Source organism: Streptomyces sp. NPDC005811 (assembly GCF_040630405.1).
In the GTDB taxonomy this organism is placed as follows: Bacteria; Actinomycetota; Actinomycetes; order Streptomycetales; family Streptomycetaceae; genus Streptomyces.
Genome location: NZ_JBEXXK010000089.1, coordinates 1 through 24,465 on the forward strand (window position 1 = coordinate 1; position 24,465 = coordinate 24,465).

Annotated in this window: 26 protein-coding genes; 13 read left to right on the plus strand and 13 right to left on the minus strand. The window is 72.7% G+C overall.

Annotation, left to right across the window (positions count from 1 at the left end):
* The 7 genes from ABZ490_RS49265 to ABZ490_RS49295 form a co-directional block, all read right to left on the minus strand.
* The coding region (locus ABZ490_RS49265) for a Gfo/Idh/MocA family oxidoreductase (protein WP_359006673.1) at positions 1-161 on the minus strand (161 nt) is incomplete at its 3' end.
* Between the two features lie 76 nt (positions 162-237).
* Positions 238-1,728 (minus strand): CoA-acylating methylmalonate-semialdehyde dehydrogenase, encoded by a 1,491-nt coding sequence (locus ABZ490_RS49270; protein WP_359006588.1) that lies wholly within the window; start codon positions 1,726-1,728, stop codon positions 238-240.
* 11 nt (positions 1,729-1,739) lie between these two features.
* Positions 1,740-3,617 (minus strand): 3D-(3,5/4)-trihydroxycyclohexane-1,2-dione acylhydrolase (decyclizing), encoded by a 1,878-nt coding sequence (gene iolD, locus ABZ490_RS49275; protein ID WP_359006591.1) that lies wholly within the window; start codon positions 3,615-3,617, stop codon positions 1,740-1,742.
* Positions 3,614-4,483 carry a 5-deoxy-glucuronate isomerase gene (iolB, locus tag ABZ490_RS49280; protein ID WP_359006594.1) on the minus strand — a complete coding sequence of 290 codons (870 nt, stop codon included), beginning with the start codon at positions 4,481-4,483 and terminating at the stop codon, positions 3,614-3,616. Before iolB ends, iolD begins: the two co-directional genes overlap by 4 nt.
* On the minus strand, positions 4,480-5,352 hold the full coding sequence (locus tag ABZ490_RS49285) for an aldolase (RefSeq protein ID WP_359006597.1): 873 nt from the start codon (positions 5,350-5,352) through the stop codon (positions 4,480-4,482). Before ABZ490_RS49285 ends, iolB begins: the two co-directional genes overlap by 4 nt.
* Positions 5,342-6,301, minus strand: coding sequence for a 5-dehydro-2-deoxygluconokinase (gene iolC / locus ABZ490_RS49290; protein ID WP_359006600.1), 960 nt, complete (start codon positions 6,299-6,301; stop codon positions 5,342-5,344). The genes ABZ490_RS49285 and iolC overlap by 11 nt, the downstream gene beginning before the upstream one ends.
* A gap of 151 nt (positions 6,302-6,452) precedes the next feature.
* Positions 6,453-7,217 (minus strand): IclR family transcriptional regulator, encoded by a 765-nt coding sequence (locus ABZ490_RS49295; RefSeq protein WP_359006603.1) that lies wholly within the window; start codon positions 7,215-7,217, stop codon positions 6,453-6,455.
* Positions 7,218-7,343: 126 nt separating this feature from the next.
* Here ABZ490_RS49295 and ABZ490_RS49300 point away from each other — a divergent pair, with 126 nt between their 5' ends.
* The 5 genes from ABZ490_RS49300 (at position 7,344) to ABZ490_RS49320 (ending at position 11,498) form a co-directional block, all read left to right on the plus strand.
* Positions 7,344-7,829 (plus strand): hypothetical protein, encoded by a 486-nt coding sequence (locus tag ABZ490_RS49300; protein ID WP_359006606.1) that lies wholly within the window; start codon positions 7,344-7,346, stop codon positions 7,827-7,829.
* A 218-nt stretch (positions 7,830-8,047) separates the two neighbouring features.
* Positions 8,048-9,493 carry an amino acid permease gene (locus ABZ490_RS49305; RefSeq protein WP_359006609.1) on the plus strand — a complete coding sequence of 482 codons (1,446 nt, stop codon included), beginning with the start codon at positions 8,048-8,050 and terminating at the stop codon, positions 9,491-9,493.
* The gene (locus ABZ490_RS49310; RefSeq protein WP_359006612.1) at positions 9,490-10,182 is read left to right on the plus strand and encodes an HAD hydrolase-like protein; all 693 of its coding nucleotides are present in this window, start codon (positions 9,490-9,492) and stop codon (positions 10,180-10,182) included. Before ABZ490_RS49305 ends, ABZ490_RS49310 begins: the two co-directional genes overlap by 4 nt.
* A complete protein-coding gene (locus ABZ490_RS49315) occupies positions 10,179-10,964 on the plus strand; it encodes a cyclase family protein (RefSeq protein WP_359006615.1) in 786 nt (261 codons plus the stop codon). The genes ABZ490_RS49310 and ABZ490_RS49315 overlap by 4 nt, the downstream gene beginning before the upstream one ends.
* Positions 10,965-11,057: 93 nt before the next feature.
* A complete protein-coding gene (locus tag ABZ490_RS49320; RefSeq protein ID WP_359006618.1) occupies positions 11,058-11,498 on the plus strand; it encodes an Lrp/AsnC family transcriptional regulator in 441 nt (146 codons plus the stop codon).
* Here the strand turns inward: ABZ490_RS49320 and ABZ490_RS49325 are convergent.
* The 3 genes from ABZ490_RS49325 to ABZ490_RS49335 are packed head-to-tail and all read right to left on the minus strand — an operon-like array spanning position 11,479 to position 15,351.
* Positions 11,479-12,858, minus strand: a complete 1,380-nt coding sequence (locus tag ABZ490_RS49325; protein WP_359006621.1) for an aspartate ammonia-lyase — start codon at positions 12,856-12,858, stop codon at positions 11,479-11,481. The genes ABZ490_RS49320 and ABZ490_RS49325 overlap by 20 nt on opposite strands.
* Positions 12,855-14,279: an aldehyde dehydrogenase family protein gene (locus ABZ490_RS49330; protein ID WP_359006624.1), complete on the minus strand. Its 1,425-nt coding sequence runs from the start codon at positions 14,277-14,279 to the stop codon at positions 12,855-12,857. The genes ABZ490_RS49325 and ABZ490_RS49330 overlap by 4 nt, the downstream gene beginning before the upstream one ends.
* Positions 14,272-15,351: a homoserine dehydrogenase gene (locus ABZ490_RS49335; protein ID WP_359006627.1), complete on the minus strand. Its 1,080-nt coding sequence runs from the start codon at positions 15,349-15,351 to the stop codon at positions 14,272-14,274. Before ABZ490_RS49335 ends, ABZ490_RS49330 begins: the two co-directional genes overlap by 8 nt.
* Before the next feature lie 392 nt (positions 15,352-15,743).
* Here ABZ490_RS49335 and ABZ490_RS49340 point away from each other — a divergent pair, with 392 nt between their 5' ends.
* A complete protein-coding gene (locus ABZ490_RS49340) occupies positions 15,744-16,544 on the plus strand; it encodes an IclR family transcriptional regulator C-terminal domain-containing protein (protein ID WP_359006630.1) in 801 nt (266 codons plus the stop codon).
* Positions 16,545-16,577: 33 nt separating this feature from the next.
* Here the strand turns inward: ABZ490_RS49340 and ABZ490_RS49345 are convergent, their stop codons facing one another.
* Entirely contained in the window at positions 16,578-17,243 is a 666-nt protein-coding gene (locus ABZ490_RS49345) for a YceI family protein (protein ID WP_359006633.1), read from the minus strand.
* A gap of 107 nt (positions 17,244-17,350) precedes the next feature.
* On the minus strand, positions 17,351-18,424 hold the full coding sequence (locus ABZ490_RS49350) for a substrate-binding domain-containing protein (protein WP_359006636.1): 1,074 nt from the start codon (positions 18,422-18,424) through the stop codon (positions 17,351-17,353).
* 135 nt (positions 18,425-18,559) lie between these two features.
* Between ABZ490_RS49350 and ABZ490_RS49355 the strand changes: the two genes are divergently transcribed.
* From ABZ490_RS49355 to ABZ490_RS49385, 7 genes are all read left to right on the plus strand, one after another.
* Positions 18,560-18,925: a sortase-dependent protein gene (locus tag ABZ490_RS49355; RefSeq protein ID WP_359006638.1), complete on the plus strand. Its 366-nt coding sequence runs from the start codon at positions 18,560-18,562 to the stop codon at positions 18,923-18,925.
* A complete protein-coding gene (locus ABZ490_RS49360) occupies positions 18,922-19,566 on the plus strand; it encodes a class F sortase (RefSeq protein WP_359006641.1) in 645 nt (214 codons plus the stop codon). The genes ABZ490_RS49355 and ABZ490_RS49360 overlap by 4 nt, the downstream gene beginning before the upstream one ends.
* On the plus strand, positions 19,563-20,069 hold the full coding sequence (locus ABZ490_RS49365) for an RNA polymerase sigma factor (protein ID WP_359006644.1): 507 nt from the start codon (positions 19,563-19,565) through the stop codon (positions 20,067-20,069). Before ABZ490_RS49360 ends, ABZ490_RS49365 begins: the two co-directional genes overlap by 4 nt.
* Complete coding sequence (locus tag ABZ490_RS49370; protein ID WP_359006647.1) at positions 20,053-20,565, plus strand: hypothetical protein; 513 nt, start codon at positions 20,053-20,055, stop codon at positions 20,563-20,565. The genes ABZ490_RS49365 and ABZ490_RS49370 overlap by 17 nt, the downstream gene beginning before the upstream one ends.
* A gap of 77 nt (positions 20,566-20,642) precedes the next feature.
* Complete coding sequence (locus tag ABZ490_RS49375) at positions 20,643-21,602, plus strand: hypothetical protein (RefSeq protein ID WP_359006650.1); 960 nt, start codon at positions 20,643-20,645, stop codon at positions 21,600-21,602.
* A gap of 31 nt (positions 21,603-21,633) precedes the next feature.
* Positions 21,634-22,296, plus strand: coding sequence for a hypothetical protein (locus tag ABZ490_RS49380; protein WP_359006653.1), 663 nt, complete (start codon positions 21,634-21,636; stop codon positions 22,294-22,296).
* Positions 22,268-23,146: an inositol monophosphatase gene (locus tag ABZ490_RS49385; protein WP_359006656.1), complete on the plus strand. Its 879-nt coding sequence runs from the start codon at positions 22,268-22,270 to the stop codon at positions 23,144-23,146. The genes ABZ490_RS49380 and ABZ490_RS49385 overlap by 29 nt, the downstream gene beginning before the upstream one ends.
* On the opposite strand, the gene ABZ490_RS49390 is transcribed toward ABZ490_RS49385, so the two are convergent.
* A complete protein-coding gene (locus ABZ490_RS49390) occupies positions 23,100-24,395 on the minus strand; it encodes an SLC13 family permease (RefSeq protein ID WP_359006660.1) in 1,296 nt (431 codons plus the stop codon). The two genes, ABZ490_RS49385 and ABZ490_RS49390, sit on opposite strands and share 47 nt — an antisense overlap.
* Positions 24,396-24,465 lie beyond the last annotated feature (70 nt).

Here is a 24,465-nt window from a genome sequence, read left to right on the forward strand (position 1 = left end):
GGCAGCACCCGGGCGCCTGCCGGTGCGGCGGCCTCGGTGGCCCGGGCCGCGTCGATGTCGGTGACCGCGGTCACCCGGGCACCGGTCACGGTCTCTGTCAGCCGACGGATGTGTTCCTTGCCGATCCAGCCGGCGCCGATCACTCCTACGCGCACAGTCATGAGGGGTCCCAATCATGGAGAAGGCCCCCGGACACAGGGCGGGCCGGGGGCGGGGGAGAGGGGGGAGGGGAGCGGGTCAGTTGCTGGTGGGGAAGGTGAATCCGGCGGTGATGTGCTGGGTGGGTTGGGGCCAGCGGGTGGTGACGACCTTGGGGCGGGTGTAGAAGCGGATGCCTTCGGGGCCGTGGATGGGGTGGTCGCCGATGAGGGAGTCCTTCCAGCCGCCGAAGCTGTAGTAGGACATGGGGACGGGGACCGGGACGTTGATGCCGATCATGCCGACCTTGATGCGGCGCTGGAATCGGCGTGCGGCTTCGCCGGAGCTGGTGAAGAGGGCGGTGCCGTTGCCGTAGGGGTTGGCGTTGATGACGGCTATGGCTTCGTCCAGGGAGTCGACGCGGAGGATGGCGAGGACGGGGCCGAAGAGTTCTTCCTTGTAGGCGTCCATGTCGGTGGTGACGTGGTCGAGGAGGGAGGGGCCGGTGAAGAAGCCGTTCTCGTGGCCTTCGATCTTGAGGCCGCGGCCGTCGACGACGAGGGTGGCGCCTTGGGCGTGGGCGGTGGTGACGGCGTTCTCGACGCGCTCTTGGGCGGCTTTGGTGATGAGGGGGCCCATGTCGGTGCCGGGGGTGTTGCCGGGGCCGACGTTCACCTCGTTCGCCTTGAGGGTGAGGATGTCGACGAGGTGGTCGGCTGCGTCGCCGACGGCGATGGCTACGGAGACGGCCATGCAGCGTTCGCCGGCGGATCCGTAGGCGCCGGCGGTGATGTGGTTGGCGGCGAATTCGAGGTCGGCGTCGGGGAGGACGACGGCGTGGTTCTTGGCGCCGCCGAGGGCCTGGACGCGTTTGCCGTGGGCGGTGGCCGTCTCGTGGACGTACTTGGCGATGGGGGTGGAGCCGACGAAGGAGACGGCTTCGATGCCGGGGTGGGTGAGGATCGCGTCGACCGCGTCCTTGCCGCCGTGGATGACGTTGAAGACGCCGTCGGGCAGGCCGGCCTTCTGGTAGAGGTCGGCGATGAAGTTGGCGGCGGAGGGGTCGCGTTCGCTGGGCTTGAGGATGAAGGTGTTGCCGGTGGCGATGGCGATGGGGTGCATCCACAGGGGGACCATGGCGGGGAAGTTGAACGGCGTGATGCCCGCCACCACGCCGAGGGGCTGGCGGAAGTTGTGGACGTCGATGCCGCGGGAGACCTGGTCGGAGAAGGAGCCCTTGAGGATGTCGCCGAGGCCGCAGGCGTATTCGACGACTTCGCGGCCGCGGGTGATCTCGCCGCGGGCGTCGTCGACGGTCTTGCCGTGTTCCGCGGAGATGATCCGGCCGAGTTCTTCTTCGTGGTCGAGGAGGAGCTGGCGGAAGGCGAACATGATCTGGGTGCGCTGGGAGAGGGAGGAGTCCTGCCAGGTCTCGAACGCGGCCGTGGCGGCCTGGACGGCGGCGTCTACTTCGGGGGCGGCGCCGAGGACGACGTGGGCCTGTTCGGCGCCGGTGGCGGGGTTGAACACGGGTGCGGTGGTCTCGGTGGTGACCTCGGCGCCGTTGATCCAGTGCGGGAGGGTGTTCACAGCGGGGTTCCTTACAGGTAGTGGCGCTGGGTCTGCTTGTGGGCGGCGTAGGTGTCGTGGGCCGCGCGGGTGGTGTCGAGGGCGGAGGTTTCGCTGACGGGGACGTCCCACCAGGCGTGGCCGGGTGGGTTGGGGCCGTAGAGGTCGGTCTCGACGTGCACGACGGTGGTGCGGGTGGCGGCCCTGGCCTTCTCCATCGCGGAGCGGAACTCCTCGACGCTGGTGGCGTGCAGGACGTCCGCGCCCAGACTCGATGCGTTGGCGGCGAGGTCGACGGGGAGCACGTCCCCGTCGAGGTGGCCGGAGTCGCCGTTGCGGTAGCGGTATTTGGTGCCGAAGCGCTGGGAGCCGAGGGACTCGGAGAGGGCGCCGATGGAGGCGAAGCCGTGGTTCTGGACCAGGACGATGATGACCTTCAGACCCTCGGAGACCATCGTCACGATCTCCTGCGCCATCATCAGATACGAGCCGTCACCGACCAGGACGACGACCTCACGCGTCGGGTCGGCCATCTTCGCTCCGACACCGGCGGCGACCTCGTAACCCATGCAGGAGTAGGCGTACTCCACGTGGTAGGCCTTGGGGTCCCGGGCCCGCCACAGCTGCTGGAGGTCACCGGGCATGGAACCGGCGGCGTTGATGACCACCGCCCGGTCGTCCAGGACGTCGTTCAGCGCGCCGAGGATCTCGGTCTGGGCCGGGAGCGGGGCATGACCGACGTGGAAGCAGGCGTCCTCGATCTCCCGTGTCCGGGCGATGAGCTGGCGGGTGTGGCGTCGGTACTCGGGCGCTACTTCCCAGTCGGTGAGCGCGGCGGCGAGGGCCTGGATGCCGAGCCGGGCATCGGCGACGAGGGGTTCGGCGGAGTGCTTGACCGCGTCCAGACGGGCCACATTCAGGTTGACGAAGGTGACGTCCGGGTTGGCGAACACCGTGTGGGAGGCGGTGGTGAAGTCGGAGTACCTCGTGCCGATACCGAGCACGACGTCGGCTTCCTTCGCGAGTTCATTTGCTGCGTAGGACCCCGTCGAGCCGATACCGCCGACGGCGTAGGGGTGGTCCCAGGGGACCGCGCCCTTGCCCGCGTGGGTGTCGGCCACCGGGATGCCGGTGCCCTCGGCGAAGGCCCGCAGCACGGTCTCCGCACCCGAGTAGACGGCCCCGCCACCGGCGACGATCAGCGGCTTCTTGGCGTTGCGCAGGAGGGTGGCGGCGCGTTCGACGGCGGCTGCCTCCGGCACCGGGCGGCCGACATGCCAGACCCGGCGCCGGAAGAACGCGATCGGCCAGTCGTAGGCCTCGGCCTGCACGTCCTGCGGCAGTGCCAGGGTGACGGCACCGGTCTCGACCGGGTCGGTCAGCACCCGCATCGCCGCCAGCGCGGCCGGGATCAGCTGCTCCGGGCGCTGGATGCGGTCGAAGTACTTCGACACCGCGCGGAAGGTGTCGTTGACGGTGACGTCCCCGCTCCGGGTGTCCTCCAGCTGCTGGAGGACGGGGTCGGCGGCGCGGGTGGCGAACATGTCGGATGGCAGCAGCAGAACGGGCAGCCGGTTGGTCGTCGCGAGCGCCGCACCCGTGATCATGTTCGTCGAGCCGGGGCCTGTCGACGCCGTGCAGGCGAAGACCGCGAGCCGGTCACGCATTTTCGCGTAGGCGACGGAGGCGTGGACCATGCCCTGTTCGTTGCGGGCCAGGTAGTAGGGCAGGTCGGCCTCGCCGGTGGTGGCGGCCTGCAGCAGGGCCTGGCCGATGCCGGCGACGTTGCCGTGTCCGAAGATGCCCCACACGCCGGGGATCAGGCGCTGTTCCTGTCCGTCGCGTTCGCTGTACTGGTGGGCGAGGAAGCGGACCAGGGCCTGGGCGGTGGTGAGTCGTACGGTGTTCATGAGCGTTCTCCGAAGGGCAGCCGGTCGTCCACGTCCTGGCTGGTCCAGGTGTCACGGACCCAGCCGTGGGCGGGGTCGTCGCAGATCAGCCAGGCACGGTCCTGACCCGGACCCGCCATGACATTGAGGTAGTACAGGTCGTAGCCCGGGGCGGCGATCGACGGCCCGTGCAAGCCGTGCGGGATCAGCACCGCATCCCCCGATCGGACTTCCGCGAGTACGTCGATGGGGCGCTCGGAGGTGCCGTAGACGCGCTGGTAGCCGAAGGCGTTCTCACCGCCGGAGATCTGGAAGTAGTAGATCTCCTCCAGCTCCGACTCCTGACCGGGGCGGGCTTCGTCGTGCTTGTGCGGGGGATAGGAGGACCAGTTCCCGCCGGGCGTGAGGACCTCGCAGACGAGGAGCTGTTCGGCCTCGAAGGTGCCGGGCAGGCAGTAGTTGTTGACCTGCCGTGAGCAGGCTCCCGCGCCGCGCAGTTCGACGGGGACGTCCTCCTTGCGCCCGTACCGGGCAGGGAAGCGCCTCTGCTCGGTACGGGCGGAGGGCAGCGCGAACACGCCTCCGTGCGCGCTGCTGATGAGGGCCTCCGACTCGCGGGGGAGGTAGGCGAAGTCGGTGACCGAGGCGAACACGTCCTGCCGACCGTCGAGTTCGAAGACCTGCCCGCCGACGGTGACGGTGCAGGATCCCGTCAGGGGCAGGACCAGGAACTCGCAGTCGTCCGTGGTGAGGGCGTGCGCCTCTCCCGGTCCCAGGGTCAGGACCCTGAGCCCGGAGTATCCCCAGCCCGCCGACTCCGGCGTCACCGCCAGGTCGTAGGGGCCGTCGGCCGACGAACCGGCCGGCAGGTGGTACTTGCTGCTCACAGCAGGCTCACCGCCTTGTCGACGGCACCCGCCACATCGCCCCCCGCCGGATAGAGCAGCGAACGCCCGACGACCAGCCCCTGCGCGGTCGGCTGCCGGAGCGCCTTCCCCCAGGACGCGAACGCGGCCTCGGCGTCCTTGACCTCACCGCCCAGCAACAGAGCAGGAAGGGTGGAGGCCGCGAGGACCCGTTCCATCCCCTCCACCACCGGCAGCTTCAGCCACGTATAAGCAGTGCGGCGGCCCAGTCCGGCTGCGATGGTGACGGACTTGACGACGGCGTCGGTGGACAGGTCGTTGCGGATCTTCCCGTCCTGCCAGACCGAGATGAACGGCTCCACCATGGCGATGAGTTGCCGGTCGTTGAGCTCGTTGACCGCGCGGGCGGTGTTCTCCAGCACCGACGGGGTGGCCGGGTCACCCAGCGCGATCCGGGTCAGGGTCTTGCCGCCGTCGAAGCCCATCGCCGCGATCGTGGCGGCGTCGTAGCCGGTGAACCGGTCGTCGATCTCGAACACCGACCCCGCCAGCCCGGCCCGGTTCATCGACCCGAACACACTCTTGCCGTCCAGCACCCCCAGCAGCAGCAGATCCTCAAGGATGTCGGCAGTGCCCAACACCCCCGTCACACCCGGGCGTTCGAGCGCGACGCACATCCGCTCCAGCAGCTCCGAACGATCCGCCATGGCGTTGGGATCCCCGCCGACCCCGTTGGCGCCCCGTGCCGGATGGTCGGCCGCGATGATCATCGCCTTGCCGTGCTCACCCAGCAGCGAAGTCGCCCTCACCCGGCGGGCGGCGGCCGCGGCGACCGCACCGGGGTCGTTGACCCGGGCGGACACGATCCGGCTCAGCTTCTCAGACACCACGGGACACCTCATCCAGCTTCGCGTTGACTTCGGACTCGGTCGGCATCGCCTCCGAACAGGCCAGCCGGCCTGCCACGATCGCCCCCGCCGCATTGGCGAACGACACCGTGCGCCGCGTGTCCCACCCGGACAGCAGCCCGTGACACAGCGCCCCGCCGAACGCATCCCCCGCGCCCAGACCGTTCACCACATCCACCGGCACCGGCGCGACCTCGACCGCCAGCCCGTCCCGCCCCATGGCCAGCACACCCCTGGGGCCCTGCTTGACCACCGCCAGCTCCACCCCCGCCGCCAGCAGCGCCTTCGCCGCCGCATACGGCTCCCGCTCACCCGTGGCCACCTCGACCTCGTCGAGATTGCCCACCGCCACGGTCGTATGCCGCAACGCCTCGACGTAGTACGCCCGCGCCTGGTCCGGATCCGCCCAGAACACCGGCCGCCAGTCCAGATCGAACACCGTCGCCCCGGCCCCGGCCCCGGCCCGCGCCTCCAGCGCCGCCAGCGTCGCCGCCCGGCTCGGCTCCTCGCTCAGCCCCGTCCCCGTCACCCAGAACACCGCCGCCCCGCACACCGCCGCCACATCCACCTCATCGGGGCGAATGTCCAGGTCAGGCGCCTTCGGCAGCCGGTAGAAGTACAACGGGAAGTCATCCGGCGGAAAGATCTCGCAGAACGTCACCGGCGTCGGCGCCACTTCCGACACCCCCACAAAACCCGTATCGACGCCATACCCGTCCAGCGCCACCCGCACGAACTCCCCGAACGGATCCCGCCCCGTCTTCGTGATCACCGCAGCCGAACGCCCGTACCGCGCCGCCGCCACCGCCACATTCGTCGGGCTCCCGCCCAGGTACTTGCCGAACGAGGTGACCTCGGCCAGCCCCACCCCGGTCTGGAGCGGATACACATCCACACCCACCCGGCCCATGGTCAGCACTTCGAACGACATCGCTGATCTTCCTTTGCTCCAGAGACCCCGGGAAGGAGGTGGCGGTAGATTTAGAGCGCTTTAAAAGCACGCTCTAAGGCGAGTACGATGCCGCCAGGCAAATGTCATGTCAATAGGTGTTGCGGGGAGATTTCGGCGACGGCGGCAGTGCTCAGGCGCCGCGCAGTGCCGCTTCGAGGCGGCGGCCCCAGCGCACAGCGGCCGTCACGCACTCCTGCGTCCTGGGTTCCAGGCGGTGGCGCGGTCCGACGACCTGAACGGCGGCGACGATCTCGTCGGTGAAGTCGCGGACCGGTACGGCGACCGAGTACAGGCCCGGTTCGGCCTCCTCGTCGACGATCGAGTAGCCGCGCTCACGGGTCTCGGCCAGCCGGCGCAGGAAGTCGTCCAGGTCGGTGGGGGTCCTGGGGCCGTGGGGCGCGAACTCGGTGCGCGCGAAGACCGCCGCGACCTCGTCGTCGTCGGCGTCGCTCAGCAGCGCCTGTCCGCAGTCGCTGCAGTAGGCCGGGTAGGGGCGGCCGATCCATGAGCCGAGCTGCCGGCTGCCCGGGGGCACCCGCTCGGCGACGGTCACGGTGGTGTCGCCGACCAAAACGCCCAGGTAGCAGCTCTCGCCGGTCTCGGTGGCCATGCCCTCCAGTGCGGTGAGCCCGTCCGTGCGCAGGCGGTGCGCGGTGAGATCGCGGGCCGCCGCGTAGAGCCGCCAGTGGGGGGTGGCGCCCCCCGAGACGTCGTCCCGGGTGACGAACTCCTCCGCGGTCATCGCGGTGACGGTACGGGAGAGCTGGCTGCGGTCGCGGCCCATCCGGCGGGCCAGTTCCGCGACGGACGCGGCGGAGCCGTGCCGCAGGCCCTCGGCCGTTCCCCGGGCGAGTGCCGACAGCGCCTCCAGGCCCTTCACCACGGTCGAGTCCACGTGCGCACTGTACCGCCACCGTTCGTCGAGATCATGAATCGTGCAGCATCTGCATCTTGCCGTGCATTTAATGCACGCTTAGCATCCTTGCATCAGCCGCCGCCGAACATCGAGGGACGCATACGCATGGCTACGACGACGATCACTCCGGAAGCCGCCGGACCGGACCGGGGGTCCGCCGGGGGCGAGGGCCGCGGGGGCGTCCGGCGCCGGACGGTCCGGACGGTCAAGGTCTACTGGCCGGTCGGCGCGGCGACGCTGGCCGCGTGTGCGCGGGGCGACCTCGACGTCCTGCGCTCGGACGAGTCCTTCGCCTCGCTGCTGCGAGTGCTGGAGACCTCGCCCGAGCTGGGGGACTTCGGGGTCTACGGCGATGTCTTCGAGGTCGCCCTGGGCGCGGAGGGCTTCACCGTCCGGCCCGGCGCCCGGCCCGCCCTCGGCTCGGTCGGCGGCCGCTTCCTCTCCTCGACCCTCGCCGTGACGACGTACGTCGACGCCGCGACGGACGACGACGCGCTGTCCCGGATCCTCGCCCGCCTCGTCGACGCCCACCCCTGGGAGATCCCGGTCATCGAACTGTCCGCCCCCCTGGACCTGGTCACCCCGGCCTGACCCATCCCGCAGGCTCTGCTCCACCACCGGCCTGACCCATCCCGCAGCCCCCGCTCCACCCCGCGCGCCGCCCACCCCGCGCGCCGCCCACCACGCGCCCACCCCCCGCGAACCGTGGTCCTCCCCGTCGAAAGTGGCCCCATCCCCCAGCCATGAGCTGCCGATCACCCCCCACACCCACGCCGCACCCCCGTCCCCGCTCCGCAGAGGAGACCGTCATGTCCGTCTCAGCCGTACCGGAGAACCCTCCGGCCGCCACCGACTCCGCTCCCCAGCCGCCCGAGGAGGGGCTGCGCCGAACGATGCGCTCCCGGCATCTCGTAATGATCGCGATGGGCGGGGTCATCGGCTCCGGGCTCTTCCTCAGCTCCGGATTCACCGTCTCCCAGGCCGGCCCGCTCGGTGCCGTCCTCGCCTATCTGGTGGGTGCCTTCGTCGTCTGGCTGGTGATGGCCTGCCTCGGCGAACTCGCCGTCGTCTACCCCGTCTCGGGCGCCTTCCACATCTACGCCTCCCGCTCGATCGGCCCCGCCACCGGCTTCACCACCGCCTGGCTGTACTGGCTGACCTGGGCCGTCGCCCTCGGCTCCGAGTTCACCGCGTGCGGGCTGCTGATGCAGCGCTGGTTCCCCTCCGTCGGCGTCTGGGTGTGGTGCGTGGTCTTCGCCGCCGTCGTCTTCGCGGTGAACGCCTTCTCGGCCCGGGTCTTCGGCGAGACCGAGTACTGGTTCTCCCTGGTGAAGGTGGTCGCCGTGGTCACCCTCATCGTGCTCGGCGGCGCGGCCCTGTTCGGTTTCCACCCGATGGCCTCGGGCGGCTCCCACCCCTTCCTGCTGGAGAACTTCCACACCCCGGACGGCCTGTTCCCGAACGGCTTCTCCGGCGTCCTCGTCACCGTGCTGGCCGCCTTCTACGCCTTCTCCGGCTCCGAACTGATCGGTGTCGCCGCCGGTGAGACCGAGGACCCGGCCACCGCCGTCCCCAAGGCGCTGCGGGTCACCGTCGTGCGGCTGCTGGTCTTCTTCGTCGGCGCGATCACGGTGATCGCCGCCACCATCCCGTACGACAAGGTCGGACTGGACGAGAGCCCCTTCGTCACCGTCTTCTCCTCCGTCGGCATCCCCTACGCCGCCGACGTCATGAACTTCGTGATCATCACGGCGCTGCTCTCGGCCGGCAACAGCGGTCTGTACTCCTGCGCCCGCATGCTGTTCTCCCTCGCGGAGGAGAAGCAGGCCCCGCAGGCGCTGCGCAGGCTCAGCCGCCGCGGCATCCCGCTGACCGCCCTCTCGCTCAGCATGCTCGGCGGCCTGGCCTCCCTGGTGAGCAGTGTGACCGCGCCCGAGACGGTCTACCTCGTCCTGGTGTCGATCGCCGGGTTCGCCGCGGTCGGCGTGTGGATGTCCATCGCCGCCTCCCAGCTCATGCACCGCCGGGCCTTCCTGCGCGGCGGCGGTGACCTGCGGACCCTCGCCTACCGCGCCCCGTTCCACCCGGTCGTCCCGCTGCTCGCCCTCACCCTGTGCCTGGCCTCGCTCATCGGCATCGCGCTGGACCCGGCCCAGGCCACGGCGCTGTACTTCGGCGTCCCGTTCGTGGCGGGCTGCTACCTGTACCACTGGCTGCGGTTCGGCCGGCACCGCGCCCCGGAGGCCACCGCGTGAAGCCGCCCACCTGTGTGCTGCTCGACCTCGACGGCACCCTGCTGGACTCCGCCCCCGGCGTGATCGCGAGCGCGGCCCACGCGCTGCGGTCCGTCGGGGCCCCGGTCCCCGACGCGAGCGCCCTGCGCGCGCTCGTCGGCCCGCCGATGTACGACAGCTTCCGCACCGTGGTCGGCCTCGACGAGCCCACGGCACGCGCGGCCCTCACGGCCTACCGCGCCGAGTACGCCCGTAACGGGGCCTCGGCCGCCACGCCGTACGCCGGGATCCACGACCTGCTCGACGCGCTCGCCCGGCGCGGACTCCCGATGGGCGTCGCGACCTCGAAGGTGGAGGACCAGGCCGAGCTGATGACCCGGCGGTTCGGCCTGGCGCCCCGGCTCCAGGCGGTCTGCGGGGTCTCCGAGGCGGCCGGCCGGACGACGAAACGGCGGGTCATCCGCGAGTGCGTGGCCCGGCTGCGGGCGCGCGGCGCGGACGTCCGCCGGCCGCTCATGGTCGGCGACCGCGCCTACGACATCGAGAGCGCCGCCGCCGAGGGGATCCCCGCCGTGCATGTGCGGTGGGGGTACGGCGGCCCGGCGGAGTCGGCCGGCGCGGTCGCCTCCGTCACCGCACCGGCCCACCTGATCGACCTGCTGGACAGCGCGGCCGAGGAAGCCGCCGAGAAAGAGGACGCACTGCCATGACCTTCACCACCACGACCACCACCACGACCACCACCGAGCCCCCGCTGTGGGCCCTGCACCGGGACCTGCTCGCGAAGACGGTCCGGACGGACCTCACCCACGCCTTCCACCCGGGCCAGCCGCACTTCCCCGCCTTCCCGGACGAGAAGCGCGAGATGCCCTTCGACATGTCCCGCGGCGACGGCTTCAACGTGCACCTGTACACGATCGTCGGCCAGTGGGGCACCCACGTCGACCCGCCCGTGCACTTCGTGGCCGGGGCCCGCCCGCTCGACGAGATACCCGTCGACGAGATGATCCTGCCCCTGGTCGTCCTGGACATCACCGAGCGCGTCGCCGCCGACCCGGACGCCGTACCGACCCTGGAGGACGTGGCGGCCTGGGAGGCGCGCAACGGGCGTGTTCCGGAAGGGGCGTTCGTGGCGCTGCGCACCGGCTGGGGCCGGCGCTGGCCCGACCCGGCCGCGATGGCCAACAAGGACGAGCAGGGCGTCAGCCACTACCCCGGCTGGTCGGCCGAGGTCCTGCGGTACCTCTTCGAGGAGGCCGGGGTCACCGCGATCGGCCATGAGCAGACCGACACCGACCCGGGACTCGCCACCTCCGCGGGCGACTTCAGCCTGGAGAGCTATGTCCTGGAGCGGGACCGCTGGCAGATCGAGCTGATGGCCCACCTCGACCGGGTGCCCGAGGCCGGCGCGCTGATCGTCGCCACCTGGCCCAAGCCGCAGGGCGGTTCGGGCTTCCCGGCCCGTGTCTTCGCCCTGCACCAGGCCGACTGAGGCTCCTCGGCCCGACGTTCCTCCCCGCACCAGCTCCGGCGGCCGTCCTGACCCGGCCGCCGGAGCTTTCGCCCGTCAGGAGACGACAGCACCATGGACACCATCGACGAGCAGATCATCGGCGAACTCACCCGCAACGCCCGTATCTCCCACGCGGAACTGGGCCAGCGGGTGAGCCTCTCCCGCAACGCCGTGCGCCAGCGCGTCGAGCGGCTGGAACGGCAGGGGCACATCTGCGGCTACACGATCGTCCGCCCGTCGGACGGCCCGGACCGCGGGACGGTGACCGCGCACGTCCTGGTCTACCGCCAGGACCGGATGCGCGGCGGAGACGTCCTCGCCGCGCTCCGGCACATCCCCGAGGTGGTCTCCTGCGACGTCCTCAGCGGCCAGTTCGACCTGCTGGTCAGCGTGGAGGCCGCGTCCCTGGAACGCGTACAGGGCATCTGGGAGCAGATCGCCCAGATGCCCGGTGTACGGGACACGGTGACAGCGCTGGCGCTGTCCCGGGTGGTCAGCCGGCGGCGGCCATGAGCGCCCGCGCGGTCTCGGGGTCGAGCAGCCCGCGCCGGGTGACGACCTCCAGCACGCCGGCCCCGGTCGCCAGCGCCTCCCGCGCCACCGCCGAGGCGGCCTCGTGGCCGATGCGCGGGGCCAGCGCGGTCACCGCGCCGACCGCCGCGTCCGCCGTGCGCGCGAGCCGGTCCTCGTTGGCGGTGATCCCCTCCACGCACAGGGTGCGCAGCGCTTCGCAGCCGCGGGTCAGCCAGGCGATGTGCTGGAGCAGCAGATGCCCGATCAGCGGCTCGAAGGCGTTGAGCTGGAGCTGACCGTTGTCGGCGGCCATGGTGATCGCGACGTCCGCGCCGGCCGTGGCGAACGCGATCTGGTTGACCATCTCCGGGATCACCGGGTTCACCTTGCCCGGCATGACCGACGAACCGGCCTGCCGCGGCGGCAGGTTGATCTCCGCGAGCCCCGCACGCGGTCCGCTGGCGAGCAGCCGCAGATCGCTGCACACCTTCGACAGCTTCACCGCCGTACGCTTCAGCACCCCCGACACCAGCAGGAACACCCCGGTGTCCGAGGTGGCCTCCACCAGGTCGGCGGCGGGCGTGAGCGGCAGGCCGGTCAGTGCCCGCAGATGCCGTACGACGGCCTCCGCGTAGCCCGGTTCGGCGGCGATGCCGGTGCCGATCGCGGTCGCGCCGAGGCTGGTCTCGGCCAGCAGCGGCAGTGTCTCGCCGATCCGCTCGACGTCCTCGGCGACGGTCACGCCGAACGCGGCGAACTCCCGGCCCAGGGTCATCGGCACCGCGTCCTGCAACTGGGTCCGCCCGACCTTGACGACGGTCGCGAACTCCTCGCCCTTGGCGGCGAACGCCCGCGACAGCAGGGTGAGTTCGGCGCGCAGTTCGTCCAGGGCGGCGGCGACGGCGATACGCAGGGCCGTGGGGTAGGTGTCGTTGGTGGACTGGCAGCGGTTGACGTCGTCGAGCGGGTCCAGGTGCGCGTACTGCCCGCGCCGCCGGCCGAGGTGCTCCAGCGCCAGGTTCGCGATCACCTCGTTGGCGTTCATGTTGGTGCTGGTGCCCGCGCCGCCCTGGACGACGTCCACCCGGAACTGCTCGTGATGCCGGCCCTGCTCGATCTCCCGGCAGGCCGCGGCGACGGCCGCCACCTTGGCCGGCGGGAGGACGCCCAGCTCGCCGTTGGCCAGGGCCGCCGCGTGCTTCACCCGGGCCAGGGCGCGGACGAGGTGGGGGTGCGCGGCGACGGGCACCCCGCTGACCCGGAAGTTCTCCAGGGCGCGGGCGGTGTGCGCACCCCAGTACGCCTCGGCCGGCACGCGCACCTCCCCGAGCGCGTCCCGCTCGAGACGGAACCCGCTCATCTCCCGGCCCCGTTGAGGCAGACGACCTTCGGCTGGGTCATCTCCTCGTAGGCGAAGCGCACGCCCTCGCGGCCCATGCTGCCGTACTTGAAGCCGCCGAACGGCATCGCGTCGAAGCGGTAGTCGGAGGAGTCGTTGACCATCACGCCCCCCGCCTCCAGCCGGCGCGCCGCGGCCATGGCCCGGTCCAGTGACGAGGTGAAGATCCCCGCGTGCAGACTGAAGTCGATCTCGTTGGCCCGCTCGATCGCCTCCTCGAAGGAGTCGACGGCCTGCAGCACGACGACGGGCGCGAACGCCTCGTCCCGCCAGACGGCCGCCGTGCCCGGCACGTCCTCCAGCACGGTCGGCGGGTACAGGGCACCGTCCCGCTCGTGCCCGCACAGCAGCCGCGCCCCGTCGGCCAGCGCCGCGGCGACCGTGGCCTCGGCGGCGACCGCCGCCCCTTCGCTGATCAGGGGGCCGACATCGGTGCGCTCGTCCGCCGGGTCACCGGTGCGCAGCAGCCGCGTCCGGGCGACGAACGCGTCCCGGAAGGCCTCGTACACGCCCCGTTCGACCAGGATCCGCTGGGTGCCGATGCAGTTCTGCCCGGCCGCCCAGAACGCCCCGGACACACAGGCCTCCACGGCCGCGTCCAGGTCGGCGTCGGCCAGCACGACGACCGGCGCGTTGCCGCCCAGGTCCATGGCGAGCTTCTTCAGCCCGGCCGAGCGCGCGATGGCCTCACCGGTGCGGAAGCCGCCGGTGAACGACACCATGCGCACGTCCGGCGCGGCGACCAGGGCCGCCCCCAGCTCGGCGCCGCCGTTGACGACGGTCACCACCTCCTCCGGCAGCCCGGCCTCGACGAGCGTGTCGACCAGCCGCAGCGCGGACAGCGGGGTGAGCAGGGACGGTTTGAGCACCACCGCGTTGCCGCCCGCGATCGCGGGGCCGAGCTTGTGCGCGACCAGGTTCAGCGGGTCGTTGTACGGCGTGACGGCCGCGATGATCCCGAGCGGCTCCCGGGTGAACCAGCCCGAGCGGCCCTCCGACCCCGCGTACGCGTCGAACGGCACGACCTCACCGGCGTTGCGCCGCGCCTCGGCCGCCGACAGGCGCAGGGTGTTGACCGCGCGTCCGGTCTCCTTGCGGGCCTGGACGATCGTCTTGCCCGCCTCGGAGACGATCAGCCGCGCGAAGGACTCCGCGCGCTCCTCGATCAGCCGGGCCGCGCCGTCGAGGACGGCGGCCCGGGCGGCGCGGGACAGCGCGCGGGCCGTCGTACGGCCCGTGCGGGCCCGCCGCAGGATCTCGTCCACGGCGTCGGCCGGGGTGAGGCAGACCGAGCCGATCGTCTCGCCGTCGTAGGGGCTGCGCACGGGGGACATTCCGTCGCCGACCGGCAGCGGGACCGTGCGCACGGTGGTCTCAGCCACGGTGGGCCTCCTCGAGGATCCCGGTGCCGGAGACGGCCCGGTCGTGGATGCCGATGACGTCCGAGAGCAGGGCGTACGCCGTCTCGGTGCGGCCGGCGCCGGGGCCGCCGACCGTGACGGTGCCCAGCAGGTCGGTGTGGAAGGCGAGGGCGTTGGTGGGGCCGGAGACCCCGGCCAGCGGGTGCCCGTCGGGCAGTGCGACCGGCGCGACCCGGGCGGAGACCGTGCCGTCGGCGTGCCGCTCGGCGGAACCGATCAGCTTCCAGCGCAGCCCCTCGGCGGCGGCCCGCCGGACGTCCTCGGCCGTCAGCGCGGAGATCCCGGTGCAGGGCACGTCCGCGCGGGTCAGCTCGGCGCCGAGCACCTCGTTGGCGAGGATCATGACCTTCAGCTGGACGTCGTACCCCTCGACGTCGGCCGTCGGGTCGGCCTCGGCGTACCCCAGGGTCTGGGCCTCGGCGACGGCGTCCGCGAAGGACAGCCCGGACTCCAGCCGGCCGAGGACGTAGTTGGAGGTGCCGTTCATGATGCCCTCGAAGCCGTTCACGGCCAGGCCGCCGAACATCCGGCGCGCGGTGCGCAGGACCGGCGTCCCCGACATCACCGTCCCCTCGAACTCGAAGGACACCCCGGCCTGCCGCGCCAGCTCCTTCAGGGCCGGGCCGTGCAGGGCGACGGGCCCCTTGTTGGTGGTGCACACGTGCTTGCCGGCCTCGATGGCCCAGCGCACATGGGACAGGGCGGGCTCGCCGTCCGTGGGGTTGGTGAAGGTGGCCTCCGCGACGATGTCGGCGGGCACCTCGCGGATCACCCATGCGTTGCGCGGCTCCGGGCTGCCTCCGGGCATGCCGGAGAAGTCCAGCTCGCCCGGGGCGACCGCGAGCAGCGGGGCCAGCGCGATGCCCTCGCCGTCGGTCCGTACCAGCGATCCGGCCCGCAGGTCGGTGATGGCCACCACCCGCAGCGTGAAGCCGAGTTCGGCCTCCAGGGCGTCTCCGCGTGCGGCGATCAGCTCGGCGAGCGCGCGGTTCACGCCGCCGAATCCGATGAGCGCGATGTCGTAACGGGCCATCGGGCCTCACCTTCCTCTCCCTCTCGTGTCCGCCGGCGTCGGGCCGTCGGCGGGAACACGCTCAGCCTCGGTCCGCGGCGCGTCAGTGCGGCCCTGCCGATCCGCCCCGGAGGACTGTCGATCCGCTCGGGTCACCGGGCGTTCGTCCTGCGCCCCGTCCCGGTCCCGTCTCGGTCCCAGTCCCGGTCCCGTCTCGGTCCCAGTCCCGGCCTCGTCTCGGTCCCGGTCCCGGTCCCAGTCCCGGTCCCGGCCTCGTCTCGGTCCCGGTCCCAGTCCCGGTCCCGGCCTCGGTCCCGGTCCCGGCCTCGGTCCCGGTCCCGGTCCCGGTCCCGGCCCCAGTCCCGGTCGCGGGGGCCGGGGGCGGGGGCCGGGCGGCTGGCTATAGTGCCGAGGTGACGACGAACGGCCCCGTGCCCGGTCGGCCCCCGGGCCCGACCACGGCCTCCTCCCTGCGCATGGCCCTGCGGATGGTGAGCGCGGTACTGGACCGGGAGACGTCCGGCCGGAGCGGCTTCAACGTCAGCCGGCTCGCCGACGAGGTCGGCGTGGAGCGGAGCAAGGCCTCCCGGACCACCCAGGACCTCGTCGACAAGGGCTTCCTCGAACGCCGTGAGGACGCGACGCTGCGGGCCGGCGAGTCGTTCTTCGCGGTGGCCGCGTCCCTGCACCCCGGGCTGCTGCGCCGCAGCCGTCCGGTCCTGCGCCGGATCGCGGTCGCGTACGGGGCCGGTGCGCGGCTCTCGGTCCGCGACGGGGTGCAGGTACGGCTGCTGCGGTCCGAGTCCGCCGCGGGCACGGCCCCGGACTGGCTCGGCCGGGCGAGTCTCGTCACCCCGTGCTGGTGCACCGGCGCGGGCCGCGCGCTCCTCCTCGACCACACCGCCGAGGAACTGACCACGCTCCTCGACGACTACGAGCTGATCGGTGTCGGCGGCCCCAACGCCGCCCGCTCGGTCGCCGAACTCGTCGCCGCGGGCGACCGCGACCGGCTGCGGGGGGTCGTCGCGGCCCACGGCGAGTTCGAGCACGGCGTCACCGAGTACGCCGTGCCCGTGCGGGACGCCGGCGGGCACATCCGGGCCGCGGTGTCCGTGGTCGGCAGACAGCAGGACCTGCTGCCGCACGAGCGGGCGATCCACGCGGAGCTCACGGCGGCGGCCGAAGCGCTGGCCCGGTCGGTCGACGGCTCCTGAACGGTCCGGCTCCCGAGGCGTGCGCCGTGCCCCTCAGTCGCCGGGGATCGTGCGGAGGGCGGCGATGTCGAACTGGAGCCGTACCTTCTCGCTCACCATCGCGCCGCCCTCGGCCAGCCGCTGGTCGTACGTCAGCCCCCACTCGGACCGGTTGATGGTGGTCGTGCCGTCGAAGCCGACCCGCTCGTCCCCGAAGGCGTCGACGACGTGGCCGAGATAGGTCAGCTCCAGCTCGACGGGGCCGGTGGTGCCCTTGAGGGTGAGGTCGCCGGTCATGCGGTAGACGTCGGCACCCGTCAGCCGCACCGCCGTACTGACGAAGCGCATCCGGGGATGGGCCGTGGCGTCCAGGAAGTCACGCCCGGTCAGATGGGCGTCGCGCTGCTCCACACCGGTCCGGACGGACGCCGTGGACAGCACGATCTCCGCGCGGGAGCGGGCCGGGTCGCGTCCGTCGAACCAGAGGCGGCTGCGGTACTCGGTGAAGGCGCCGCGCACGGTCGTCACCAGGGCGTGGCGCACGGAGAAACCGATCCGGCTGTGGGTCGGGTCGATCATCCACTCGCCGGTCAGCGCGGCCAGCCGCGGATCGGGCGCCGGACCGCCGTCCGGGGTGAACGGCGGTGGCTGGTACGGGAGTTGGGGGTATGTGGGGGGTGCCGGGCGGCGCCGGGACGCAGCACGGTTGAACAGGTTCATGATGCACGTGCTTACGGCACGGGGGAGGCGGTCGCAAGGCGCTCCCGCATTACTCCCTCATTGCTCCGCAATGCGCGGCACAGCTTCAGAAAACGCTTACACCTTCCTCACGAGTGCGGTGCTCTGCCGATCAGCCGGTCGATCCCGGCCTGCGGGAGGGCGTCGACGGGGTAGAGGTCGTCGGGCGCGCCGGGCTCGGCGTACCCGGCGAGGTTGTCGTCGGTGATCCGGGGGAGCGGGACGTCGATGGCCGCGGGCACCTTGACCCCCTCGCGCTGGGCGACGGCCGCCTCCAGGGCGATCACCGAGAGGTAGGCGGGCTGTGCCGTGGCCAGGGCGGAGAATCCTTCCGCCTGCTTGCTCCGCCAGAGCTTCAGGAACCCGTTGTAGTTCTCGCCGGCGACCGGGACGAGCCTGCCGCCCTCCTCGGTCAGGGTCCGCAGCGCGGCCGCAGACAGCGTCCCGCCCGAGGTGAAGACGCCCCGGACGTCCGGGTGTTCGGCGTACGCCGAGGCGAAGGCCCGGGCGGCGGGGGTCACGGAGTTCGGGCTGTGCACGGTCTCGACGACCCTGATCCCGGGGTGGCGCGCGAAGACCGCGGCGGCCCCCGCCCACCGCTCGTCGCCGCCCGCGGTCGCGGCGGGGCCGGTCATGGCGATGATGTCGCCCCGGCCGCCGAGCGCGTCCACCAGCCAGTCGGCCAGCATCGTGCCCCAGGCCCACTGGTCGGTGCCGACCTTGAGGACCACGGGGCTGGTCGGCAGCGAGTCGAAGGCGACCACGGTGATCCCGGCGGCGACGGCCTCCGCCAGCACCGGGTCGAGCGCGGTCGGCGAACCGGCGTCGACCAGGATCACGTCGTACGTCTGCCGGATCATGGCGCGGATCTGCTCGATCTGGCGCGTGATGTCGTCGCCCGCGTCGAAGGCCTGGAACGAGCCGACCTTGCCCGCCGCTCGCAGCCGGTCGACGTCCCCCTGGAGCGTCGTCAGCGTCTGGCTCATCCACGCGGTGGTCAGCGAGGTCGTCGACCAGCCGACCTTCAGGTTCCTCGCCTGCGCGGGCGCGCCGCTCACGTCCTGGGCGCCGGTGTCGGGCCGGACCGTGCACGCGGCGAGCGCGACCAGCGCGCACAGGGAGGCGGCGACCGCCACCGCACCGCGTACCGAACGAGCGTTCATCGAACTTCCCTCTCATTCCTCGGAGGAGGACAGCATTTCTCGCTTTGCCAGTTCTTTACAACCCGGGTCCGGGCTGCCTCGTCTCTCCGCTCGATCCGTCAACGTACCGACGAAAGAGAGCGACAGATGCGACTCATGTCCCGAACGGGCGTCGCCGCCCTGGCCCTCGGCACCGCCCTCCTGGCGGGCGGCGCGGCCCCGGCCTTCGCCGACGCGGCGCCGTCCGCGGTCCCCAGCGCCGGCGAGGCGACCAAGGCCAGCGCCGTCCCCTCGGCGGCCGAGGACACCGGGGCCACCGACTCCCCCCGGGAAGCCACCAAGGCCCCCTCGGCCGTGCCCAGTCAGGTCGGCGTCGTGCCGAGGGGCGCCGCCGAGACCGGGGTCGGGGAGGACTCCGCGGGCCACGGCACGCTGATCGGCGGCGGGGCGGCCGCCGCCGTGTTCGCCGCGGCCGGCGCGGGCTTCCTCGTCGTACGGCGCCGGAGGGCGACCGGCGCATGAGCCCGCTCTCCAGGCGCGCCCTGGCCGCCGCGGCCCTCACCGTCCTGCTGACGGCCTGCGGCGGCCCGGCCGGCCGCACCACCGACGGGAGCGGCACCTCCGCCGCCCCCGGCACGCCCTCGGCCTCCCCGACCCGCACCGCCCAGGCCGCGCGCCCCCTCGCGCGCTCGGTCCCGGTCGCGCTGCGCATCCCGGCCATCGGGGTCGACACCCCGCTGATGCGGCTGGGACTGCGGGCCGACGGCACCGTGGAGGTGCCGCCGGTCGAGGCGCACGACCGGGCGGGCTGGTACGGCCACTCGCCGACCCCGGGCCAGACCGGACCGTCGGTGATCCTCGGCCATGTCACCGTCGGCGAGTACGGCGACGGTGTCTTCCGGCACCTCGACCGGCTGCACCGGGGCGACCGGATCGCGGCGCGCCTGGGGAACGGCACGACGGCCGAGTTCGCCGTCACCGAGGTACGCACCGTCGACAAGGCGGAGTTCCCGACCGAGGACGTCTACGGGAACGTGGACCGGCCCGAGTTGCGTCTCATCACCTGCGGCGGTCCCCGCAGCGGGGACGGCTACCGCGACAACGTGATCGTCTTCGCCGCGCTGACCCCGGACTCCACCCAGACCACCGCGGGAGAACGTTGAAACGGCCCGCGCGCTCCCGGGAGCGCGAGAGGGCGGCGTCCGACCTGTTCGCCGCCCTCTACCCCCGCCTCGCCGGCTGGTGCCGCCGGCTCGTCGACGACGACGGGACCGCCCATGAGATCGCCTCGGAGGCCTTCACCCGGCTCTGGGCCCGCTGGACGTCCGTCACGGAACCCCAGGGCTTCCTCTACGTCACCGCCGCCAACCTGGTCCGCGACCACTGGCGCAAGCTGGAGCGCGAACGGCGGGCCGTGCGCCGGGCCACCGCCGAGGCCGCGGCGCTGCCGCCCGCCGAACCGCACGACCCCTCGGTCCGGCTGCTCGTGCAGTCGCTGCCGGACCGGCTGCGCGTGCCGATCATGCTGCACTACTACGCTGACATGCCGATCCGGGAGGTGTCCGTGCTGACCGGGCGCAAGGAAGGAACCGTCAAGGCCGACCTGCACGCGGCCCGCGAACTGCTCCGCGCCCACTTGAGGAGAAGCCTTGATCACACCCGCTGACGACTTCGACGACGGCCCGGACCTCGACCGCCCCGACCCCGACGACCCGCTCACCGTCATCCTGCGCCCCGCCGCCGGCCACCTCGCGCCGCCGCCCGGCCGCTACGAGCAGATCCGCCGCGGCGCCTCCCGCCGCAGGCTGCTGCGCACCGCCGCCGGGGTCGGCGCCACCTGCGCCGTCGCCGCGCTCGCCGTCCTGCTGCCACTGCGGCTGACCGCGCACGACGCCCCCGCCCGCCCCACCGTCCCGCTCGCCCCGCCCCCGGCGAGCAGCCCGTCGACCGGACCGGACCGGTCGGCCAGCGCGGTCCCCTCCGCCGTGCCGGACACCTCGACGACCCAACGTCCGGACACCCCCACCCCCCTCCCCACCAAGGCGTCCCGCACCACCGACCCCCGCGAGGCCTCCGACAGCCCTTCCGCCGCCGACCCCCGCCGCTCCACCACCGCCGAGGCGCCGTCCGGCGTGCCCTCGGCGTCGAGTACGCGCCGTTGAGGCCGATTCACACGCCGTAGCCGCGGACCGGCCACTGCTCCTACCCTGGAAGTCGCCGTCGGGGGAGGGTGGGGGACGTGTCGCGCAGCCAACCGCAGCCGCCGGGACGCCGGCTGGAGGACTCGATCGCCTGGACCGTCCGCAACGCGGACGGGGTCGTCGCCATCGGCGTCGCCCTGACCGTCGGTCTGCTGGACATCACCGGCCAGGCCTTCGACCGCGACAACAACGTCGTCACCGGATCCATCCTGCTCGTGCTGGCGGCGCTCGTGTACGGCTCGCTGACCGAGCGCCGGCGGCGGATGGCCGACATCCGGGCCGCCACCGCGGCGACCGGCCGCGCCATCGAGGACCTGGCCATGGTGCGCTCCCTGGCCGGACCCGAGGTCACCCTCGCCCACGAACGGGCCCGCCGCTCCACCGCCCGCTGGGTGTTCAAGGGCGGCACCGGCACCTATCTCCGGGCCGTCACCCTGCCCCAGTGCGTCCTGGAGGCCCAGCGGCAGCGCCGCGCCCTCAGCATGAAGATCGACATCGTCAACCCGGCCGACGACCGGGTCTGCGAGGCCTACGCCCGCTTCCGTCGCACCTTCGGCCACGACGACGCCGGCGGCTGGACCACCGAACGCACCCGCAAGGAGTCGTACGCCACCGTCCTCGCCGCAGTCTGGCACCGGCAGCGGCTGGACACCCTGGAGATCGACGTGCACCTCAGCTCCGTGGCCCCGGCCCTGCGCTTCGACCTCTCCGACACCTGCCTGATCATCACCCAGGACGACCCGCGCCGCGTCAGCCTCTGCGTGGAACGGGACCGGCCGCTGTACGACTACTACGTCACCGAGCTGCACCAGAGCCGCGAACAGGGCGTCAAGCTCGATCTGCGGGAGGCCTGCGAGCTGAGCGACGAGCCCACCGTCGACGAGGTCAGACGCCTCATGGACCGGCTCGGGGTGCCCCTGCCGACCAGCTTCACCGACCGCGACGTCGGCGAGGTCGTCGAAAAGGCACTGCACGCCGAAGACCCCTACCGCAGCTGAGCGCGTCCGTATCCGGCCCTGGGGGGCGACCATGGACTACCCGGCCCTGGAACGGGCCGCCCGGCGGGGTGAGTCCGCCGAGCTGGTGCGGCATGCCGCATCGGAACTGCAACAGGTCGTGAACGGCCACCGCGTGCTGCGCGCGGTGCGCCATCCACTGGGGTTCGTCTGTCTGCCCGTCCTGCGGGACGGAGCCGACGGCGTCTGCGTCCATGTCTTCGGACCGACGGACCCGATCCTGACCGATCACCAGGTGCACTCGCACAGCTGGGACCTGATCAGCACCGTGCTGTACGGCCGGCTGGACAACCGGCGGATGGGCGTGGCCGAGGAGGCCGCCGCACCCACCCACCGGGTCTTCGAGGTGCTCAGCCGCTCCACCGGCGTGGACGAACTGCGGCCCACCAGAAGGCTGGTGCGCTGTGTGCCGGGCCCCGGCCAGACCAGCTCCCGGGGCCAGACCTACGCCCTTCCGGCGGGTGAGTTCCACACCACCGTGGTACCGGACGGCCGTCCGACCGCCACCCTGGTACTGGGACGGACACTGCCCGGCCGGGCGGACCTCTCCCTGGGCCCGCTGCGGGCCCCGGGGCACCGGGTGGTCCGCAGGATGTGCGACGCGGCCCAGACCGCCCGGATCGCCCAGGCCGCGCTCAGGAGGATCCATGAGCCCGAACCACCGTCCGCCGGCTGACCTCGACCCCGAGTGCCGTACGGCGGTGGCGGCCGCCGAGGCCGCGGGCGCCCTGCTGCGCCCGCGCTTCCCGGACGGCTTCGCGGCCCGGCCCAAGGGCGAGAACGGCGATGTCGTCACCGACCTGGACCTGCTGGCCGAACGGCTGGTGGTGGACCGGATCCGGGAGGACTTCCCGCACGACCGGATCCTCGCGGAGGAGTCCGGTGACACGGCGGCCGGGGACGGAAGCGGCCGGACCTGGCTCGTGGACCCCCTCGACGGCAGCAACAACGTGGTGATCGGGCTGCCCGTCTATGTCGTCGGCATCGCGCTGTGCGTCGACGCGCTGCCGGTGGTCGGGGTGGTGCACGAGCCGCTCACCGGCCGCACCTGGTCGGCCGTGCGCGGCGCCGGCACCCACGGCCCGGACGGCAGGCTCACCCCCGTCCGCCGTCCGCCCGTCCCCGCCGGCCCCCTCCTCGCCTGGACCCAGGGGCACGCGGTCCGCCGCGACGACCCCACCGCCCGCGCCCTGCGCCACACCCTGGAACTGCGCTCCCGCCGACTGCTCCAGCTCTGGGCGCCCCTGGTCGCCTGGACCATGCTCGCCCGCGGCGACATCGACGGCTTCGTCGGCTACCGCGCCGAGGCGATCGACCTCCCGGCCGGCGCCCTGCTGGCCCGCGAGGCCGGGGTGACCCTGCGCCACCTGGACGGCCGCGACTTCCCGGCCTCCTTCACCGGCCCCGACACCGACCGCACCTTCGTCGCGGCCCGCCCCGAGACCCTGCCCCGGCTGCTGGACCTGGTCGCCACCACCGCTACCGGGTCAGTGCCAGCGCTGTCACCGACGCCGCGACCGCGCTGACCGCCAGCACCGCGCCCGTGCCCATCAGCCGGGCCATCGGCACCCGTACGCCGTACGCGACGCACCGCTCGTACCAGAGCAGGGTCGCCAGGGAGGCCCACGGGGTGATCACCGGGCCCGCGTTGGTGCCGATCAGCAGGGCCAGGAGCTGGTCGTGGTTGCCCACCGGGACCGCGCCCTCGCCGGCCAGATAGACCGGCAGGTTGTTCAGGACGTTCGACAGTCCCGCGCCGACCGCCGCCGCGCGGAACAGGCCCAGGGTGCCGCCGTCGTGGCCGACCGCGGAGGACAGCAGGGCGTGCAGCCCGTGCGCGTTGACCGTCTCCACCACCAGGAACATCCCCGGCACCATCACCAGCAGCCGCCACGGCACGAGCGACCAGCGCAGCGCCTTGCGCTCCCGCACCGCGAACGCCCCGACGGCCACCGCGGCGGCCGTCGCCGACGCCACCCACAGCTCCACGTCCGCGACCAGGATGGCCAGCAGAAAGCCCCCGCAGGCGAGCGCACAGGCCCGGAACACGACGGGGTCGGCGGGCCGGTGCACCCCGGGCGGCACATAGCGGTCGGCCCCTACCGGCTCCGCCCGTGCCGCGTCCGCCCGTGCCGCGTCCGGCCGTACCTCCTCCGCCCGTGCCGCCCCGGGCCCGCCCCCCGGGCGGCCCCTCGCCGCCGGAAGGCGGCGGTCCCGGCGCCAGAAGAAGGCCCACAGGCAGGCCATCGTCACCGTGATCGCCGCCAGTTGCGGGGCCCACATCCGGCCGGCCAGGCCCAGGGAGGACAGCGCCACCCGGTCCGCGGCCAGCAGGTTCGTCAGGTTGGAGACCGGCAGCAGCAGGCTCGCCGTGTTGGCCAGCCACACCGTCGTCATCGCCAGCGGCACCGCCGCGATGCCGACCCGGCCCGCCAGCGCCAGCATCACGGGCGTCAGGAGCACCGCCGTGGTGTCCAGGTTGAGGGAGATCGTCGTGATCGACGCGAAGGCCACGCAGAGGAGGAAGAGGAGGGGGTAACTGCCCCGGCCGGCCCGGGCCACCCGCGCCGCCACCACGTCGAACACCTCGGCCCTGCTGGTCAGTTCGGCCAGCACGATCACCGTGCCGAGGAACGCCAGCAACGGGGCGATCCGGCGCATCGCGTCCCCCGCGTCGGCGGCCGGCAGCAGCCCCGAGGCCACACAGAGCAGTCCGGTGGCGAGCAGTCCGATCGCCACCCGGTCCAGTACGTGCAGACGCCGTAAGACAGCCACGGGGGAAGGGTCGCACAGTTGTGCTCCCACGTGACCGGGGGGTTGGCGTGAAATCAGTCCAAAACGACGC